Annotated in this window: 16 protein-coding genes; 8 read left to right on the forward strand and 8 right to left on the reverse strand. The window is 66.0% G+C overall.

The features are described 5' to 3' along the window. Nucleotides 1–7: 7 nt before the first annotated feature. Nucleotides 8–2,149, reverse strand: a complete 2,142-nt coding sequence (locus tag AC3A35_RS00585) for a carboxy terminal-processing peptidase (protein WP_487433855.1) — start codon at nt 2,147–2,149, stop codon at nt 8–10. Nucleotides 2,150–2,601: 452 nt separating this feature from the next. Between AC3A35_RS00585 and AC3A35_RS00590 the strand changes: the two genes are divergently transcribed. Genes AC3A35_RS00590 through AC3A35_RS00600 form a run of 3 tightly spaced genes read left to right on the forward strand, consistent with a single transcriptional unit; the run spans nt 2,602 to nt 5,477 of the window. After that, entirely contained in the window at nt 2,602–3,372 is a 771-nt protein-coding gene (locus AC3A35_RS00590; RefSeq protein WP_487433856.1) for a substrate-binding periplasmic protein, read from the forward strand. Nucleotide 3,373: 1 nt separating this feature from the next. Further along, nucleotides 3,374–4,723 (forward strand): GGDEF domain-containing protein, encoded by a 1,350-nt coding sequence (locus AC3A35_RS00595; protein ID WP_487433858.1) that lies wholly within the window; start codon nt 3,374–3,376, stop codon nt 4,721–4,723. A 19-nt stretch (nt 4,724–4,742) separates the two neighbouring features. Beyond that, nucleotides 4,743–5,477, forward strand: a complete 735-nt coding sequence (locus AC3A35_RS00600; protein WP_487433859.1) for a substrate-binding periplasmic protein — start codon at nt 4,743–4,745, stop codon at nt 5,475–5,477. A gap of 7 nt (nt 5,478–5,484) precedes the next feature. Here AC3A35_RS00600 and AC3A35_RS00605 read toward each other — a convergent pair whose 3' ends face one another. Genes AC3A35_RS00605 through AC3A35_RS00630 form a run of 6 tightly spaced genes read right to left on the reverse strand, consistent with a single transcriptional unit; the run spans nt 5,485 to nt 10,702 of the window. Continuing rightward, entirely contained in the window at nt 5,485–6,714 is a 1,230-nt protein-coding gene (locus AC3A35_RS00605; protein WP_487433860.1) for an MFS transporter, read from the reverse strand. A 23-nt stretch (nt 6,715–6,737) separates the two neighbouring features. Continuing rightward, nucleotides 6,738–6,971, reverse strand: coding sequence for a hypothetical protein (locus AC3A35_RS00610; protein ID WP_487433861.1), 234 nt, complete (start codon nt 6,969–6,971; stop codon nt 6,738–6,740). Continuing rightward, a complete protein-coding gene (locus AC3A35_RS00615) occupies nt 6,968–8,269 on the reverse strand; it encodes a cobyrinic acid a,c-diamide synthase CobB (RefSeq protein ID WP_487434692.1) in 1,302 nt (433 codons plus the stop codon). The genes AC3A35_RS00610 and AC3A35_RS00615 overlap by 4 nt, the downstream gene beginning before the upstream one ends. Nucleotides 8,270–8,274: 5 nt before the next feature. After that, the gene (gene ptsP, locus AC3A35_RS00620) at nt 8,275–9,999 is read right to left on the reverse strand and encodes a phosphoenolpyruvate--protein phosphotransferase (protein ID WP_487433862.1); all 1,725 of its coding nucleotides are present in this window, start codon (nt 9,997–9,999) and stop codon (nt 8,275–8,277) included. Between the two features lie 4 nt (nt 10,000–10,003). Further along, nucleotides 10,004–10,273, reverse strand: a complete 270-nt coding sequence (locus AC3A35_RS00625) for an HPr family phosphocarrier protein (RefSeq protein ID WP_487433863.1) — start codon at nt 10,271–10,273, stop codon at nt 10,004–10,006. Nucleotides 10,274–10,318: 45 nt separating this feature from the next. Next, complete coding sequence (locus AC3A35_RS00630) at nt 10,319–10,702, reverse strand: PTS sugar transporter subunit IIA (RefSeq protein WP_487433864.1); 384 nt, start codon at nt 10,700–10,702, stop codon at nt 10,319–10,321. Between the two features lie 357 nt (nt 10,703–11,059). On the opposite strand from AC3A35_RS00630, the gene AC3A35_RS00635 reads away from it, so the two are divergent. Both AC3A35_RS00635 and AC3A35_RS00640 read left to right on the forward strand, forming a co-directional pair. Next, nucleotides 11,060–12,097: a PAS domain-containing protein gene (locus AC3A35_RS00635; RefSeq protein ID WP_487433866.1), complete on the forward strand. Its 1,038-nt coding sequence runs from the start codon at nt 11,060–11,062 to the stop codon at nt 12,095–12,097. Nucleotides 12,098–12,101: 4 nt separating this feature from the next. Then, nucleotides 12,102–14,654: a sensor domain-containing protein gene (locus AC3A35_RS00640; RefSeq protein WP_487433867.1), complete on the forward strand. Its 2,553-nt coding sequence runs from the start codon at nt 12,102–12,104 to the stop codon at nt 14,652–14,654. 129 nt (nt 14,655–14,783) lie between these two features. On the opposite strand, the gene AC3A35_RS00645 is transcribed toward AC3A35_RS00640, so the two are convergent. Further along, on the reverse strand, nt 14,784–15,518 hold the full coding sequence (locus tag AC3A35_RS00645) for a Crp/Fnr family transcriptional regulator (protein ID WP_487433868.1): 735 nt from the start codon (nt 15,516–15,518) through the stop codon (nt 14,784–14,786). A gap of 417 nt (nt 15,519–15,935) precedes the next feature. Here AC3A35_RS00645 and AC3A35_RS00650 point away from each other — a divergent pair, with 417 nt between their 5' ends. The 3 genes from AC3A35_RS00650 to AC3A35_RS00660 all read left to right on the forward strand — a co-directional run bounded on the left by AC3A35_RS00650 (nt 15,936) and on the right by AC3A35_RS00660 (nt 17,312). Next, the gene (locus AC3A35_RS00650) at nt 15,936–16,289 is read left to right on the forward strand and encodes a response regulator (protein WP_487433869.1); all 354 of its coding nucleotides are present in this window, start codon (nt 15,936–15,938) and stop codon (nt 16,287–16,289) included. A 107-nt stretch (nt 16,290–16,396) separates the two neighbouring features. Continuing rightward, nucleotides 16,397–16,561, forward strand: a complete 165-nt coding sequence (locus AC3A35_RS00655) for a DUF1328 domain-containing protein (RefSeq protein ID WP_487433870.1) — start codon at nt 16,397–16,399, stop codon at nt 16,559–16,561. A 115-nt stretch (nt 16,562–16,676) separates the two neighbouring features. Beyond that, the gene (locus AC3A35_RS00660) at nt 16,677–17,312 is read left to right on the forward strand and encodes a response regulator (RefSeq protein WP_487433871.1); all 636 of its coding nucleotides are present in this window, start codon (nt 16,677–16,679) and stop codon (nt 17,310–17,312) included. Nucleotides 17,313–17,359: the final 47 nt, after the last annotated feature.

Here is a 17,359-nt window from a genome sequence, read left to right on the forward strand (position 1 = left end):
CCCGACCCTAGTTGACGGGCATCCCCGGCCGCGGCAGCACCCGCGCCGCGAGGCCGCTGTCCGTCTTCAGCAGATCGGCCATGTCGCTCACGATGTGTGCGGCTTCGTCGAGCAGGACGTCCCTGGCCGCTTTGCGCGACTGTTCGGCGGCGAGCTCGGCCTGCAGGCTGCGCTCCCCGGCCAGCAGGCCGTCGTCGCGCAGTTCCGCGATCGGGGGGGCGAGGGCTTCGCCGCTGCGCGCCAGTGCGCGTGCCTTGAGTCGCGCCTCCTGGGTGGCGCGTTCTTGGCGTCGTTCGGCTTCGTTCAGCGAAATCTCGCGCCGCTGGCGCATCACGTTCAGTTCGGCAATGTCCTCCACCAGATAGCGGTACTCGGCATCGTCGGCAACCCGGGACGCGTGGCGCAACTGCAGTATCGGCAGCAGTTCGGATGTGCTTCCGGCCGCTCTGAACGGGGCCGGGGCGACTTGCGTCCACGGCAGCGCGTTGTCGAAGCCGGACTCACCGAAACGCTCGGCATCCATCGGCGAGGGCAGCGCGATATCGGGCGCGACGCCGCGCAGCTGCGTGCTGTCGCCGGTGACGCGATAGAACTGTGCGATCGTCATCTTCAGTTCGCCGTACTCCGGTTTCTCGCTTTTTACGATCTGGTCGAGGTTGAGCAGGGTCTGCACGGTGCCCTTGCCGAAACTCTGATCGCCGATGATCACGCCGCGGCCGTAGTCCTGAATCGCGCCTGCGAAGATCTCGGAGGCCGAAGCCGACGCGCGGTTGATCAGGACGCCGAGCGGGCCGTCCCACGCCACTCCGGCGTCGACGTCGTGCTCGATGCGGATCTGGCCTTGCGCGTTGCGCTGCTGGACCACGGGGCCGGTGTCGATGAACAGCCCGGTAAGCTTGATGGCCTCGTCGAGCGAGCCGCCGCCGTTGTTGCGCAGGTCGATCAGCACCGCATCGACCTTTTCTGCGTTCAACTCGCCCAACAGCCTGGCCACGTCGCGCGTGGCGCTGCGGAAACTGCCATCGCTCTTGTTGCGCGCGCCGGCGTCCTGATAGAAGGTCGGCAGGGTGATCACGCCGACCCGTTGCGCGGCCTGTCCGGCGCCGGTGTGGATGATCGACTTGCTGGCTGCCTGCTTTTCGAGGTTGATCGTGTCGCGCACCAGGCTGATGCGCTTGTGCTTGCCGTCCGGCCCGACATCTGCCGGAAGAACATCGAGCACGACGGTGCTGCCCTTGGTGCCGCGAATCAGGCCGACCACGTCGTCCACCCGCCAGCCCAGCACGTCCGCCGGCTGCTCGTCCTCGCCCTGCGCCACCGCGACGATGCGGTCGCCAATGGCGAGCTGCTCCGATCTGGCCGCCGGGCCACCGACCACTAGTTCGCGGATGGTGACATAGTCCTCGCGCTCCTGCAGCACCGCGCCGATGCCCACCAGGGACAGCTTCATCGAGATCGCGAAGTCTGCCGAGGCACGTGGTCCGAGATAGTTGGTGTGCGGTTCGATCGAGCTTGCATAGGCGTTCATGAACAGCTGGAAGACGTCTTCGCTCTTGCTGCGCAGCGCACGTGACTGCATGTTCTCGTAGCGCTTGTCGAGGGTCTCGCGGATGGCCTTGTCGTCCTTGCCGGCAAGCTTCAGCCGCAGCCAGTCGTTCTTGACCCGCTTGCGCCACAGTTCGTCGAGCTCCTTGTCCGATGCGGCCCAGGGCTCGTCGGTGCGCAGATAACGATAGCTTTCCGTGCGGCCGAAATCGAAGCCGCCGAGGAGCAGAGCGCGCGCCGCCGCAAGGCGCTCGCGGACACGCTGTTCGTAGCGGCCGAAGATCGCGAACGGAAGCTCGAGGTTCTGTTTCAGGATGGCGTCGTCGAGGGTCGTGCGCGCGGCGCCGAACTGGTCGATATCGCTCTGCGCGAAGAACACCCGTTCGGGGTCGAGCGCCTTGAGGTAGCGATCGAAGATCTTTGCCGACAGGGCGTCGTCGAGCGACGCTGCCTGATAGTGGAAGCGCGACAGCAGGTTGGCGCTGACGCCGGCGGTCTCCGCGTGGGCCATGAGAGGTTGCAGCGGTACCGAGGGCGATGAAAGATTCGCGGCCTGTACCGTCGTTGTCAACGTCAGCAGGACCCACAGCAGATTACGGTTCATGAAGCATGCTCCAGCACGATAGTCGAGGAATGCCGGTCAGGTTCGGCCTGGCCCCGGGGGACGGCGGTAGCGCCAAGTTTAGGAAGGCGGCTGCACGCAGTCTACCAGTCGGGTCCGACGCCGAAAGTCCTGGCTGGATCGGTCATCTTCCGTACAGCCGTCACCAGGCGCAACCGATTTCTTGCGCCTGGCACGCGTGGCGGGGGAGTTTGGCCGATCGTGTTTCGGAGTATTGCGGACCCGGTCCGGTTCCCGGGGATGGACGCGAAGCGTCGTGGTGGAAGGGACGGGCGGGTGGCCGGCGTCCTCGGCCAGGTGCGGAGTCGGTGGCGTGATGTTGTTCCGATCGGTCCCGAAACGGACGGTGTAGTCTCTTTACCGGTGACCGCGGCGATGTTCGTCGTGCACCGCTGCTGTAACAGATATTTACACTCCAGAAGGTCGCCAAGCCGATGAAGCCGCTCCGCGTTGCCTGCACGATTGCCCATGTCCTGGTGCTCGCGATGCTCGCCGTCCTGCCGGCGCAGGCGATCGCAAGCGACGACATCCGCGTCGTCACCGAGGAGTTGCCGCCCTACAACATGACCCGTGACGGGCGCATCACCGGCATGAGCACCGAGGTCGTGCAAGCCGTGTTCAAGGAAGTCGGGGTGGCGGCGCGCATTCAGTCGCTGCCCTGGGCGCGTGCCTACGACATCGCCCTGAATTCGGAGAACGTGCTGATCTACTCGATTACCCGCACGGCGCAGCGTGAGAACCTGTTCAAATGGGTGGGCGTCATCGCGCCCGTGCACTGGTACCTGTTCTCGAGGCCCGGCAGCCAGATCCGGCTCGATAGCCTGGACGACGCGCGCCAGTACCAGATTGCGACCGTCAAGGAGGACGCAGGTGAGCAGTTCCTGCTGTCCAAGGGTTTTGCCATCGGCAAGAACCTGCAGTCGAGCAACAAATACGAATACAACTACGAGAAATTCAAGCTCGGCCGGGTAGACCTGTGGATCTCCATCGAACTCAATGCCCTGCACCTGATTCGTCAGGCCGGTGACAATCCGGCCGACGCCGTGGTGCGTGCGTTGAGCCTGACCGAACTGGACGGCGAGCACGGGCTGCACATGGCGTTCAGCCGGACCACGCCGGACGCCGTCGTCGAGCGCTTCCGCACGGGGCTGGAGACGATCCGCGGCAATGGTGTCTACGACGCCATCGCCAAGAAGTGGCTATAGCGTGTCGGCGTCCCCGCTGAGCGCCCCCGCAGATGCCATATCGCCTCCGGGCGGGCCGGCCGGCTCGCTCGGACGCCGGCTGGTGCTGGCGACCTTGGCATTCTGCGTCGTATTCACCGTGGTGACGGTCGCGGTCCGCACCTGGTCGGCGTGGGAAGGCAATCTGGAGACGATGACCGCCGAGTTGAAGCTGATCGACCAGGTGTTCCAGCGGACCCTGTCCAAGGCGATCTGGGAGATGGATCGTGAGACGCTGCAAACCCAGCTCGACAGCGTTGCCAAGGTGGCCCCGGTGGGGCGGGTGGAACTGCGTATCCTGCGCCCCGGGCGCGCGGCCGAAGTGCTGGAGCACCGCCGCGCGGCTCATGTGACCTCGCAACTGGCGCCGTCGCTGCAGCGGATTCTCACCTACGAACCCTATGCCGGGGCGAGCGAAACCGTCGGCGAACTCGCTCTCGAGGGCGACGAGCGGCTGCTGTGGCAGCGGCTGCAGCGCGAGGTGCTGAGCATCGTCGTCACCCAGATCATCCAGTCGCTGCTGCTTGCCGGGCTGATCATGTGGATGTTCAACCGTTCGGTGACGGTGCACGTGCGCCATATCGCGCGCCATCTGGGCGACCTGTCGCCCGATAACCTCCATCAGACCTTGCGCATCGACCGGCCGGCATCGCGTCGCGATGAACTGAGCCTGCTCGAGGCCGGGGTGAACGACCTGCAAGGCAAGCTGTCGGCCTATCTCGAAAGGCAGCGGCAGTACGAGCGCGATCTGGCTGCGCACCGCGACCGGCTGGCCGGTCTGGTCGATGAGCGCACCTCCGAACTGCGCGCGGCCAATACCCGGCTGGAAGAGCTGTCACGCATCGACCCCCTTACCGGACTGGCGAACCGGCGCCACTTCGATGAGCTGAAAGATGTCGAATTGCGGCGCGCACTGCGTATGGGGCAGCCGCTGTCGGTGCTGATGTGCGACGTCGATTTCTTCAAGCTCTACAACGACACCTATGGCCACGCGCTCGGCGACCGCTGCCTGCAAATGGTTGCCGAGACGCTACGCAATACCTTCTGCCGCGCGGGCGAGCTGGTGGCGCGTGTTGGCGGTGAAGAGTTTGTCGTCCTCCTGCCCGGCCTTTCCGGCGCGCGTGCATGCGATGCGGCCGAACGGCTGCGGGTGGCGCTGGTCACCCGCGCGATCGAGCACGCCGCCTCATCGGTGGCGCCCCATGTCACGCTGAGCATCGGCGTGGCCCAGTTCGAGCCGGCCTCGATGGATCGTTTCGACCAACTGCTGCAGCGCGCGGATCAGGCCCTGTACCGCGCAAAAGAGCAGGGCCGCAACCGGGTCGCCGACTGATGACCCCACGGAGATCGCGATGACGCCACGCCCGCCCGCCTGGATCGCCCTGGTGCTGGCCCTGGTCTGCAGCGGCAGCCAGTCGCAGACCATCACGGTGGTGACCGAAAGCACGTCGTACAGTTACCAGCAGGACGGCAAGGTGATCGGGCCGGCGAGCGAGGTCGTCGAGGCGACCCTCCACCGTGCCGGCCTGACCGATTTCCGGATCGCCGTGTATCCGTGGGCGCGGGCGTACGACATGGCGCTGCAGCAACCGAACGTGCTGATCTACCTGATCGCTCGCACGCCGGAGCGCGAGGCGCTGTTCAAATGGGTCGGCGAGCTCACCCGTAACGAATACCACCTCTACAAGCTGCGCGCACGCGAGGACATCGTGGTGCGCGACCTGCAGGCCGCCAAGCGCTATAGCGTCGGTGTGCTGCGCGACGATGTACGCCAGCAGTATCTGATGGCGCAGGGATTCACCAAGCTGGTGGTGTCCGCGCAGAACGCCGACAACTTCAGCAAGCTGCTGAATCAACAGGTCCAGCTCGTGCCGATGCCGGAGCGCGACGCGGTGCTGTTCTGTGCCGAGGCCGGGATCGATTTCGCGGTGCTGGAGCGGGTCCTGACCCTGGATGCGCTGTCCGCCGGCCTGTTCATGGCCTACAGCCGGTCGACGGCGGACGTCGTCGTGGCCCGTACCCGCGCAGCGCTCGACAGTCTCGAGGCCGAGGGCGTCGTCGGGCGCCTGATGCAACGCAAGCCATAGGAAGCGCTCAGCCCCTGGCCACGGCCGGTTTGCCGTGCAGCAGCACGTAGACGCCGAGCGCGAGTCCGACCTCGATCGCACCCACGGAGACGAACACGGCCGCATAGGGTGCATCCAGGAACGACTGGTAGAGCGCGAGCAACGCGCTGCTGAGCAGTGGTCCGCAGGCGAAGCCCAGCGAACCGGCCATATTGAACGCCGCCACCGCACTCGCGCGACAGTCGGCGCCGGCGTACCTGGCGACCAGCACCAGAGAGGGCGCATACATCAGCGCGGCGATGACGCCGCCCGCGGCCATCGCAGCGATGATCCAGCGTTCGGGTACGAAGCCGAGCGCACCGAGAAAGACCCCGTAGAGCACGCTGCCGGCGATCATCATGCGCAGCGGATCGAAGCGGTGGCAGAGATGGCCGGCCGGCCAGGTCAACAGCGAGAACGGAATCAGGAAAGCCGCCATCGCCGCGCCGATGGCCGGCGCATCGAAGCCGAGCACGGCGCCGAGATAGAGCACCACCGTGGACACGATGAAGCCGACGGTCAGGCGGTCGACGAAGGAAAATGCCATCGGCACCAGCAGTTCGCGGTGACCGCGCAAGGCACGCAGGACCTCGACCGCAGGCAGGCGCCGGCGCACCAGGGTGGATTCGCGCACGCCCACCAGGGCCAACAGCGCCAGGCACAGGGACAGCGCGCCGCCGCCGAGCGGCACCCACAGCGCATCGTGCCCGCCCAGCCAGCCACCGAGGGGCGCCCCGGCAGCCACCCCCAAGCTGATCGCGGCGCCGACCGCACCCATCCGGGCACCGAGCCGGCCTTCGGCGGCATGTTCTGCGCCCAGCGTCATCAGCAGCGACAGTGCGGACATGTGGGCAAAGCCTTCGAGCATGCGCAAGCCGAGCGCCAGCGGGTAGGAGTCCACCAAGCCGAGCGCGAGCAGGAACAGCCCGTTGGCGGCAAGCGCGCCGACGGCGAGCGCCTTGCGGCGACCGATGCGGTCCGACAGCAGCCCGGCCACCGGGGCACCGAGCAGCGCGCCGAACATGTTGATCGACATGAACAGGTGGCTCTCGAACTGTCCGAGCCCGGCAAAGCGCCCGCTGGTGAGCGCCGGCAGCACCGGCACCATCGCGGTCACCGGCAGCATCAGGCAGAACAGCAGGAGCAGCGGAAGCCAGCCCGCGACCCGGTCGGGGCGGGCGGCGGCATCGGCGTCGGCAGAGGGAAGGGCTGCGGACATGGATCGGCCCGGGGGGCTGGCGCTCAACGCCGCCCGGCCCCGTGTGCGGTATCGGGAGGCGCCGCGCGCATCAGCTGCAGCGCGAGCCGGATACCGATCACCGCGTTGGCCACTGCCAGCCCGGTCACGGCCACGGCGGCCAGCGGCAGCAACTCGTAGCTGCGCGCGATCCAGGCCAGCACCGTGGACAGCAGGTTGAGCACGATCATCAGCCAGAACGCGGGGTTGCGTGGCTGATAGAGTCGCGCCAGCTTCATGCGGCAACGCTCCCGAACAGACGGCCGACCGCCACCGGGTCCGACGGAAAGTAAAAATGCACATACGAGGCGGTGAGCCGCTGCCGGCGATAGATCGCTTCGCCCGTGCGGCCGTCCGGGGTCTGCGCGTGGACCAGGGGGACGAGGGGGGTGTCGGTTTTCGAGTAGTGGAAGGTGTGGCCGGTGAGTCGGCCTTCGGGCAGTTCGGCCACCTGCATGCCGAGCGCGGCCAGGCGCCGCTGCATCACTGCGCAACCGGGCAGCAGGCCACCGAAGGGGTGTGCGGCGCCGGTTTTGTCCACCACGGTGTCGAGCAGGCTCATCATCCCCCCACACTCGGCCAGTGCCGGCTTGCCCGCATCGACATGCGCGCGCAGGGCATGCCAGAAGCCGCGGTTGGCGGCGAGGCGTTCGCCGTGCAGTTCGGGATAGCCGCCCGGCAGCCACAGCGCATCGCACTCGGGGAGCGCATCACCGGCCAACGGCGAGAAGAAGGTCAGCGTGGCGCCGAGCGCGCGCAGCGTGTCCACGTTGGCCGGATAGATGAAGCCATAGGCGGCATCGCGGGCGATCGCGATTGCGGTTCCGGCGAGCAGCGGCGGCAGCGCGGGTGCCGCGATCGCCGCAAACGGCACCGCCGCGGGAAGATCGGCGGCACCGGTCAGTGCCAGGCTGTCGGCGAGTCGATCGAGGCGGGCGTCGAGGTCGTCGATCTCGACCGCCTGCATCAGGCCGAGGTGACGCTCGGGCAGGGCCGCATCGGCATCGCGCATCACCGCGCCGAACCAGTGCATGGCGGCCGGCAGTGCGGCCTGTAGCATTTCCGCATGGCGCTCGCTGCCGACATGGTTGGCGAGCACGCCGGCGAACGGCAGTCCGGCGCGGAAGGTGGCGAGGCCGTGGGCGATGGCGCCGAAGGTTTGTGCCATGGCGCGCGCATCGATCACGGCCATCACCGGCAGACCGAAGCGGCAGGCAATGTCGGCGCCGGAAGGCGTGCCGTCGTACAGGCCCATGACGCCTTCGACCAGGATGAGATCGGCTGCGCCCGCGGCCTCGTACAGGCGGTGGGCGATGTCGGCCTCGCCGCACATCCCGAGATCGGCGTTGTACACCGGCGCACCGCTGGCCACTGCATGGATCTGCGGATCGAGGAAGTCGGGGCCCGACTTGAATACGCGGACCCGGCGGCCGAGCCGGGTGTGGAGTCGGGCAAGCGCTGCGGTGACGGTGGTCTTGCCTTGTCCGGAGGCCGGTGCGGCAATGAACAGGGCGGGGCAGTGGCGGACGGCGGGCAGCGGACTCACAGGCGCTCCACCGCATCGCGTACGCGCGCCTGCTCGTCCATCTTGAGGATGCGCTGCACCTTGGGGGCCAGCTCGCCGACGTCCGAGCGCAACACCTGCTGCTTGATCTCGAGGATGTGGGCCGGATGCATCGAGAAATTGCGCAGGCCCATGCCGAGGAAGAGCTGGGTATAGGCGGGGTCGCCGGCCATTTCGCCGCATACCGACACCGGCAGGCCGTAGCGCGCACCGGTCTGGATGGTGCCGCCGATGAGCTTGAGCACTGCGGGATGGAGCGGGTCGTAGAGGTGCACCACGGCTTCGTCGGAACGGTCGATCGCCAGCGTGTACTGGATCAGGTCGTTGGTGCCGATCGACAGGAAGGACAGGCGGCGGATGAACATGCCGAGCGCCAGCGCGGCGGCGGGAACCTCGATCATGCCGCCGACCGGCACGTTTTCGTTGAACTTGACCTTCTCCGCGCGCAGCTCGACCTTCGCCTTCTCGATCAACGCCAGACTCTGGTCGATCTCGTGGGCGTGGGCCAGCATCGGCACCATGATCTGCAGCTTGCCATGCACCGAGGCGCGGAGCAGGGCGCGCAGCTGGGTCATGAACATCTGCGGCTCGGCGAGCGAATAGCGGACGGCGCGCAGGCCGAGGGCCGGGTTGGCCTCGATCCGGCCGGGGCGGCCGTTGAGTGCCTTGTCGGCGCCGACGTCGAAGGTGCGGATGGTGACCGGCTTGCTCGGCATGGCCTTGAGCACGGCACGGTAGGCCTCGTACTGCTCGTCTTCGTCGGGCAGGGTGTCGCGGCCGAGAAAGAGGAATTCGGTGCGGTAAAGGCCCACGCCGTCGGCGTTGACCGCCCTGGCCTGGCCGATGTCCTTGGGGCCTTCGATATTGACCAGCAGGTTGACGTCTTCGCCGTCGAGCGTGGTCGCCCGGGTGTCCTTGAGCCGGTTGAGCTTGGAGCGTTCGAGTTCGAGCTCGGAGCGGCGCAGGCGGTATTCCTGGACGACGGTCTCGTCGGGGCCGACGATGGCCACGCCGCGGGTGCCGTCGATGATGATCAGCTCGTTGTCTTCGACCAGATCGCGGATGTGGTGCAGGCCGACCACGGCCGGAATCGACAGGCTGCGCGCAACGATCGCGGTGTGGCTGGTGGGGCCGCCGACGTCGGTGACGAAGCCGGCGATGTTGTGGTCGCGGAAGCCGATGGTGTCGGCCGGCGACAGATCGTGGGCGACGACGATGGTGCCCAGTCCGTCGCGACGCTTGGGCGGCAGATGACCGGGGTGGCCGAGCAGGACCTTGACCAGACGTTCGACGACCTGCACCACGTCGGCCTGACGCTCGCGCAGATAGGGATCCTCGATCTGGCGGAACTGCTCGACCAGCAGTTCCATCTGCTGCACCAGCGCCCACTCGGCGTTGCAGCGGCGCGATTCGATCAGGCCGCGGGCGGCGTCGATCAGCATCGGATCGGCCAGCATCATCAGCTGCAGGTCGACGAAGGCACCCACCTCGCTGTGCGTCTGCCCGGTGCCGGAGGCGGCCTTGAGGCCGACCAGTTCGCCCTGCACGGTGGCCACCGCGTCACCGAGCCGCCCGAGTTCGTCGGTGAGGTGTTTGGGCGGGACGTGGTAGTGGTTGACTTCGAGCAGTGCGTGCGACACCAGATGCACGTGGCCGATCGCAATCCCCTGGGATACCGGCAGGCCGTGCAGGGTAAAGGCCATGGAGCTATTCCTCTTCGCCGAAGCGGTCGACGATCAGTTCGATAATGCGTGCGAGCGCGTTGTCGGCGTCGACGCCCTCGGTTTCCACCGTGATCGTGGTGCCGCGGGCGGCAGCCAGCATCATGACTCCCATTATGCTCTTTGCATTGACTCGGCGGCCGTTGCGTTCGAGCCAGACCTCAGCGCCGAAACTGCTGGCCAACTGGGTGAGCTTGGCCGAGGCCCGTGCATGCAGGCCGAGTTTGTTGATGATTTCCACGTCCGCTCTGGGCATGTTACGTCTCGCTCGCCTTGTCTGTGATGTGTTTTCGCAGGGTGTTCATTTCATCTGCATCACGCCGTCGCAGCCGCCCGAGATGGCGCGCTGGATCAGCGTGGGCATGTCCTTTTCGCGGTAGGTCAGGACTCGCAGGAGCATCGGCAGGTTGACGCCGGAGATGCCTTCGACATGGCCGGGCTGGAGCAGCTTGGTGGCGATGTTGGAGGGGGTGGCGCCGTAGATGTCGGTCAGCACCAGCACGCCGTGACCGTCGTCGGCCCACGCCAGCATCTGCCGCGCCGTTGGCTGCAGGTCGAGCGGATCGTCCTGCGCGGATACGCCCAGTTGCACGATCTGCGACGGGCGCTTGTTGAGCACATGGCATGCGCACTGGATGAGTGCTTCGCCCAGGGTGCCATGGGTAATGAGGAAGATTCCGATCATTGTAGGTTCCGCAGGTTTCGGGCGATTGTAGCCGATGGTACCCGCCGCGCTCATACTGCAGGTGCAGGTTCGGGTGCACTGTGGAGCAGCGATATCGCAAGGCCTTGTCCGCCTTGTTTCGCGACAACGATTGCCGCACCATGTTCAGGCGCCGCGAGAGCCGTCGGTGGCTGCAGAGTGCGGCACATTGCACGGTGCCCTGTGCCGGCATCCTGCATGATATCCGGATGGGAGCGGGCGGAGTCACGGGCCGCCACGGGTTGCCGCCATCATTTTATCGGGCGGCCCTTTTCCGCCTGCGGGATTGCCGTATGGGCGGAGCATGCTGAAGACTGGGTATTCCACGGACCGACCAAGATGACCAACGAAGTTCTGCTGGCGGCGCTGCTGCGCAGCATACCGGATCTGGTGTTCCTCAAAAGTCCCGAGGGTTTGATCCTTGCGTGCAACCCGCGATTCGAAGCCGTGTTCGGTCTTCCGCCCGGGGACATCATCGACCGCAGCGACTACGAGCTGTTGCCCGCGGATCTGGCCGAATCCATCCGCACCCAGGATCGCCAGGTTCTCGAAGCCGGCCAGCCCCGGCGCCACGCCGACTGGGTGACATTTGCCGACGGCCATCGCGAGCTGCTGGAGACCCACAAGGCGCCGATGTTCGATGCCGACGGTACACTGATCGGCGTGCTCGGCGTGGCACGCGATATCACCGAAACCAAGCGCGCGCAGGTGATGCTCGAACTGGCCAATGGAGCCCTCGATCTGATCGCGCGCGGGGCACCACTGGAGCAGACGCTCCGGCATGTGGTCGCCGAACTCGAGTTGCAGCATCCGGAGATGCTGTGCTCCATCCTGCTGCTCGACGACGCGGGGGCGCATCTGCACCATTGCGTGGCGCCGAGTCTGCCGGAGGCCTATTGCCGGGCGATCGAAGGCGTTGCCATCGGCCCGCGGGTGGGCTCCTGCGGCACCGCGGCGTATTCCCGCCAGGCGGTTTTCGTCAGTGACATCGCCAGCCACCCCTTATGGGCAGACTTCGCTGCGGTGGCGCTTGCCCATGAGCTGCGCGCATGCTGGTCGACACCGCTGTTCGCCTCCGACGGCGGCGTCCTCGGAACCTTTGCCGCCTATTACCGGACCCCACGTTCGGCTTCCGAGTTGGAGCGCAGTCAGATCGCGAGTGTCAGCCACCTGATGGCGATTGCGATCGAGCGCCATCAGGAAGCGGCCCGACGCTCGACCGGGGTCGCCGAACTGCGTCGCTGGTACGAGGCTACGCTGGGGCGCGAGACCCGGGTGCTGGAACTGAAGGAGGAGGTCAACGCCCTGCTTGCCAGACTGGGCGAGCCGGCGCGGTACGCCTGCGCTTCACCGCCCGAACCGGACCACGGGGACTGACACGATGAATATGGATGAACGGGCGTTGCTGTTCGGTGCCGTGGTCGAGCAGTCGATGGTGGGCATCTACGTCATCCAGGACGACCGCTTCCGGTATGTGAATTCCGGCTTCGCCGAAATGTTTGGCTACCGCTCCCCGGCGGCCCTGATCGATCAGGTTGCGGTGAGGGATTTGGTCAGCCCCGAGGATCGCCGGCGGGTCGCCGAGAACATCCGGTGTCGCATCGGGGATGACGTGCCCGATCTCCGCTACGTCTTCACCGGGGTGCGGCGCGATGGCAGCCGTGTGCAAGTCGAGATTCATGGCCGCAACGCGTACTACCAGGGGCGGCCGGCAGTCGTCGGTACATGTCTGGACGTGAGCGAGCGCCGCGAGGCCGAGTTCGTTGCGCGCCGGGCGAAGGACGACATGGCGCGGCTGCTGGCCGAGGCCGAGCACGCCCGCCGGGTGCTGCTCAGCGTGCTCGAGGACCAGCGCGAGGCCGAAGCGCGGATTCGCGAACTCAACACCAGCCTGGAACAGCGCCTGCGCTACCAGCAGGCGCTGCTCGACAATTTTCCGTTCATGGTCTGGCTCAAGGACAAGGACTCCCGCTATCTGGCGGTAAACCAGGTGTTTGCCACCGCCTGTGGCCAATCGACCGAGGTGCTCAAGGGCAAGACCGATTTCGATGTGTGGCCGCAGGATCTGGCCGAGCAGTATCGGGCCGACGACCGCGAGGTGATGGCGAGCGGTGCCAGCAAGTCGATCGAGGAGTACGTTGCGGTCGGCGGCGTGCGGCGCTGGTTTTCCACCTTCAAGGCGGCAGTCGCCGGTGAGGACGGGCTGCTGCAGGGAACGGTGGGGTTCGCGCGCGACATCACGGAACACCGGAAGACCGAGGAGGAGCTGCGCTTTGCCGACCGGGTATTCCACTGCACCCTCGAAGGGGTGGCGGTTACCGATGCAGACGGCAACATCCTGACCGTTAACCCGGCGTTCGAGACCATCACCGGATACAGCAAGGCGGAAGTGATCGGCAAGAATCCCCGCATCCTGCAGTCGGGGCGCCACGGCCCCGAGTTCTATCGCGACTTGTGGCTCAAGGTGAAGCTGGCCGGGCAATGGCAGGGCGAATTGTGGAACCGGCGCAAGAACGGCGAACTGTATCCCGAGTGGCTCACCATCAGCGCGGTGAAGGATGCGGACGGTCGGGTAACGCATTATGTCGCCGTGTTCAGCGATATCACCACGGTCAAGAGCGCACAGGAGAAGATCGATTTTCTCGCCTATCACGATCCGCTCACCGAGTTGCCGAACCGGGTATTGTTCCGCGACCGCCTCGGCCATGCGCTCCAGCGCGCCGCGCGCGACAAGGCGCCGCTGGCCTTGCTGTACTTCGATCTCGACCGTTTCAAGAGCGTCAACGATACCCTCGGTCATCCGGTCGGTGACGAGTTGCTGGTGGAGGTCGGACGGCGTATCGGGGCGGCGATCCGTGCCAGCGACACCCTCGCCCGGCTGGGAGGCGACGAGTTCGTGCTCCTGCTCGAGGACGACGCGGAGGCGCACCAGGCGGCGATCGTCGCGCGCAAGTTGCTCGAGGTTTTCTCCTTGCCGCAGCACATTGGCGGACGCGATCTGACCGTCACCGCCAGTATCGGCGTTGCCCTCTATCCGGAGGATGGGGACGACGCCGACACCTTGCTCAAGCACGCCGACCTCGCGATGTACGAGGCCAAATCGCAGGGGCGCAACAACTACCAGTTCTTCGCCCCCACGCTGACCGCGGGTGCGTTCGAACGTCTGCTGATGGAAAACGCCCTGCGCGGGGCGGTCACGCGCAACGAACTGGTGCTCCATTACCAGCCGCAGATCGGTCTCGGCGGTGGCGGGCTGGCCGGGGTCGAGGCGCTGGTGCGCTGGCAGCATCCCGAGCTGGGCCTGGTGTCGCCGGCCCGCTTCATTCCGCTGGCCGAGGAGATCGGCATCATTGGCGAGATCGGTGCCTGGGTGCTGCGCGAGGCTTGCCGTCAGATGGTGGCGTGGCAGGCGGACGGGCTGGTGGTGCCGCAGGTGGCGGTCAATCTTTCGGCACAGCAGATCGATCGCGACAAGCTGATCGCGCTGACCGCCGGCGTCCTGATCGAGATTGGATTGTCGCCTGCCCGGCTCGAACTCGAAGTGACCGAGTCGATGATCATGCGTCAGCCGGAGCAGGCGCTGGAAGCGCTCGGCGGCTTGCGCAATCTGGGCGTGACGCTCGCGATCGACGACTTCGGCACCGGCTATTCGAGCCTTGCCTACCTCAAGCGCCTGCCGCTGGACCGGCTCAAGATCGATCAGTCGTTCGTGCGCGATATCGGGCGCGATCCCAACGGCGAGGCCATCATCCGCGCGGTGATTGCGCTCGCGCGCAGCCTGGGTCTGAAGACCGTCGCCGAGGGGATCGAACTTCCGCAGCAGGCGGACTTCCTGCGGGCCGAAGGCTGCGATGTGGGACAGGGCTATCTCTACGACCGACCGTTGCCGGCGGCGGAGCTGTTTGCCGCCTGGCACGACCGCGACTGCGACTGAGTTTGCCGAAGGCTACGTGGCCCCGGCACGAGGTCGATTCGGGCCCGAATCGCGGTGCACGCCTGCGGCGCGGAGTTCAATGCGATCGATCGTGCCGCCTGACGACGGGCGCGGGTGGCGCAGCAAGGATCACAGCAGCGGGCGAGGGGCGTTGGCCGTGGTGGCGTAGAAGTCGGCGAGGGAGGCGAGCGCATCCGGGCGATGCAGTGTCAGGCGCTCATTGGCGATCGAATGCAGGCCGAGGGCCTGCAGCCGGCGCAAGGTCTTGTTGGTATGGACCAGCGACAGGCCGAGGGCATCGGCCAGGTGTTGCTGGGTCAGGGGAAACGGCACCGAGCCGTCGGCCGCGCCGAGACCCAGCGCGCGGGCGCGCTTGTGCAGCAGGAGCAGCAGCATCGCAATGCGCTCCGCGGCGCTGCGGCGACCGACCGACAGCAGGGTCTCATCGACCAGCGCCTCTTCATGCGCAGCGAGCCAGGTGATGTCGTAGCCGACTTCGGGATGGTGGCGATGGATCTTCCATACCGCATCGCGGGAAAATACACACAGGGCAACCTCGGTCAATGCTTCGATGCCGTGGGGCGATTCGGTGCTCATCTTCTGCTGGAGCCCGAGGAAATCGCCCGGGAGCAGGAAATTCAGAATCTGGCGCCGGCCATCGCTGAGGGTCTTGAAGCGGAATGCCCATCCCCGTAGCAGAGAGTAAAGATGTCCGCCCGAGGCGCCTTCGTGAATGATGGTGCCACCGCTGCCGACATGAAGCTCGCCGAGCTTCATGGCCTGAATGAAGGCGACCTTGTCGTCCGTGTAACGCTCGAAACACGGCAGCTTTCGCAGCAAGCAGTCGACACAGGCGGTTTCCATGATTTGCGCCTCACATGGGCGGACAGCGTCGGTCGGGGCCGGCTTCCCCGCTGCCCGTGATGTTTTCCGGCTGCCCGGGTAGCCGGCGCACCGGAGCACAGGAACCGGTTTCATTGTACGAACGAGGGTGCCGGCACGACTGTCGGCGCTTCCCGATCGTGCTGTAGGACGACGCCGGTGTTGGTGCTGCCCCGGGGATCCGGTGCAAGGGCGCGCCCGGCCTATGTCAAATGACGTAATGCACGCGGCCGCAATACGGTAAAAGAGCTGCGTGTACTGCATTCGGGACGGACGAAGCCATTGTGCCCATGCCCGGTGCATGTCATCGGTCCGCGAGGCGGATCGGAAGTTCTGTCGGTGGACGAGGAAGGAGCAAGGAGTGTGGAGAAGATGAGCCCACCGCGAAGGATCGTGATCGTGGACGACAATCGCGACATCGCCGATCTGTTGTCCGAGGTCGCCGCCTCGTTCGGACTGGAGGTGCATACCTGCTATGACGGCATCCAGGCGCGTTCGGTCATCAGTGCCCTGCGGCCTGAGCTCGCGATGCTCGACATCTCGATGCCCGGCATCGGGGGCGACGAACTTGCCCGCTGGGTGCGGTGCCAGGAGGGCGGGGAGCAGATTCGCCTGATCGCGCTCACCGGCCATTCGGCGGCGGACATTCGCGATGTCACCTGCGGCGGGGAGTTTGATCTGGTGTTGACCAAGCCGCTCGATCTCGATGGTTTACAGTCGGCGCTCGGAGTTGGGGGTGTGGGATTCGTCTGACGCGCGTTTCGGATGATGCCGATGGGGTGGCATTGACGGCCTGCCTATAGTGGATCCCGTCTCCTTCGCAGGGCTTGCCGCCGCCAATCTTCGTCGAGGGAAAAGCCATGCCGAACAATGCCATTGTCTTTCTGGTCATCGCGTTGATCGCAGCCGTTTTCGGTTCCGGCGGGAGTGCCGCCGGTGCAGCAGGCATTGCCCAGATCCTGTTCGTGGTCTTCCTGGTGATGGCGATTGCAAGCTTTGTAATCGGCCTAGCGCGCAAACGCTGAGCACACCGTTGCCTTTTTCACTCCGTTGCATGTTTACCGGGACCGCAGTCTGCCGGCCCTTCGTTCGCGTGGACTATCATCGACACATCAGCAATGTTTTCACAGAAGGGCTGACATGCTCCGTATTGCCATTGTCGATGATCATCAGATCGTCAGAGCCGGTTTCCGGGAGCTGCTCTCCGAAGAGATCGGATTCACCGTCGCATTCGAGGCGGCTACCGGTGAAGAAGCGATGCAGCAGCTGCGTGAGATCGAAACCGACGTCCTGCTGCTCGATCTGTCGCTGCCTGGACAGAGTGGCGTGGATGTCCTGAGGGCGGCACGTCAGCGTTACGACAAGCTGCGCATCCTGGTGCTGAGCGGGTTTCCCGAGGATCGTTATGCGCTGGCCATGATCCGAAATGGTGCCGACGGTTACCTGTGCAAGGACTGTTCGCGCGACGAGTTGCTCTCTGCCATTCATACGGTGGCGCAGGGACGGCGCTATCTGTCGCCGCGTACCGCTCAACTGCTGGCCGAAGAGCTCACCGGAGGCGGCGCGATTGCGCCCCACGAAAAGCTTTCCGACCGCGAGCTGCAGGTCTTCCTGCGGCTCGCCCGCGGGGAATCGGTGTCGGATATCGGCGAAGCCCTGCACCTGAGTGTCAAGACCATCAGTACCTACCGCGCCCGCCTGCTCGAGAAGCTGGAGGTGTCGAGCAACGCCGAGCTTGCCGCCTATGCCATTCGGCACGGGCTGATGGTGGATTGACGCGGCGGCGGATCGCCTCCGCTCGCCCTGCGCAAGAGGTGGGTGCC

Source organism: Azoarcus sp. Soil_N_20, from assembly GCF_057656155.1.

Bases quoted from the DNA above. Each gene is read 5' to 3' on its own strand.
- AC3A35_RS00625 (WP_487433863.1), bottom strand. From the start codon at position 10,273: ATGCCCAGAGCGGACGTGGAAATCATCAACAAACTCGGCCTGCATGCA.
- ptsP (WP_487433862.1), bottom strand. From the start codon at position 9,999: ATGGCCTTTACCCTGCACGGCCTGCCGGTATCCCAGGGGATTGCGATC.
- AC3A35_RS00605 (WP_487433860.1), bottom strand. From the start codon at position 6,714: ATGTCCGCAGCCCTTCCCTCTGCCGACGCCGATGCCGCCGCCCGCCCC.
- AC3A35_RS00655 (WP_487433870.1), top strand. From the start codon at position 16,397: ATGCCGAACAATGCCATTGTCTTTCTGGTCATCGCGTTGATCGCAGCC.
- AC3A35_RS00640 (WP_487433867.1), top strand. From the start codon at position 12,102: ATGAATATGGATGAACGGGCGTTGCTGTTCGGTGCCGTGGTCGAGCAG.
- AC3A35_RS00610 (WP_487433861.1), bottom strand. From the start codon at position 6,971: ATGAAGCTGGCGCGACTCTATCAGCCACGCAACCCCGCGTTCTGGCTG.
- AC3A35_RS00585 (WP_487433855.1), bottom strand. From the start codon at position 2,149: ATGAACCGTAATCTGCTGTGGGTCCTGCTGACGTTGACAACGACGGTA.
- AC3A35_RS00635 (WP_487433866.1), top strand. From the start codon at position 11,060: ATGACCAACGAAGTTCTGCTGGCGGCGCTGCTGCGCAGCATACCGGAT.
- AC3A35_RS00630 (WP_487433864.1), bottom strand. From the start codon at position 10,702: ATGATCGGAATCTTCCTCATTACCCATGGCACCCTGGGCGAAGCACTC.
- AC3A35_RS00590 (WP_487433856.1), top strand. From the start codon at position 2,602: ATGAAGCCGCTCCGCGTTGCCTGCACGATTGCCCATGTCCTGGTGCTC.
- AC3A35_RS00660 (WP_487433871.1), top strand. From the start codon at position 16,677: ATGCTCCGTATTGCCATTGTCGATGATCATCAGATCGTCAGAGCCGGT.
- AC3A35_RS00600 (WP_487433859.1), top strand. From the start codon at position 4,743: ATGACGCCACGCCCGCCCGCCTGGATCGCCCTGGTGCTGGCCCTGGTC.
- AC3A35_RS00645 (WP_487433868.1), bottom strand. From the start codon at position 15,518: ATGGAAACCGCCTGTGTCGACTGCTTGCTGCGAAAGCTGCCGTGTTTC.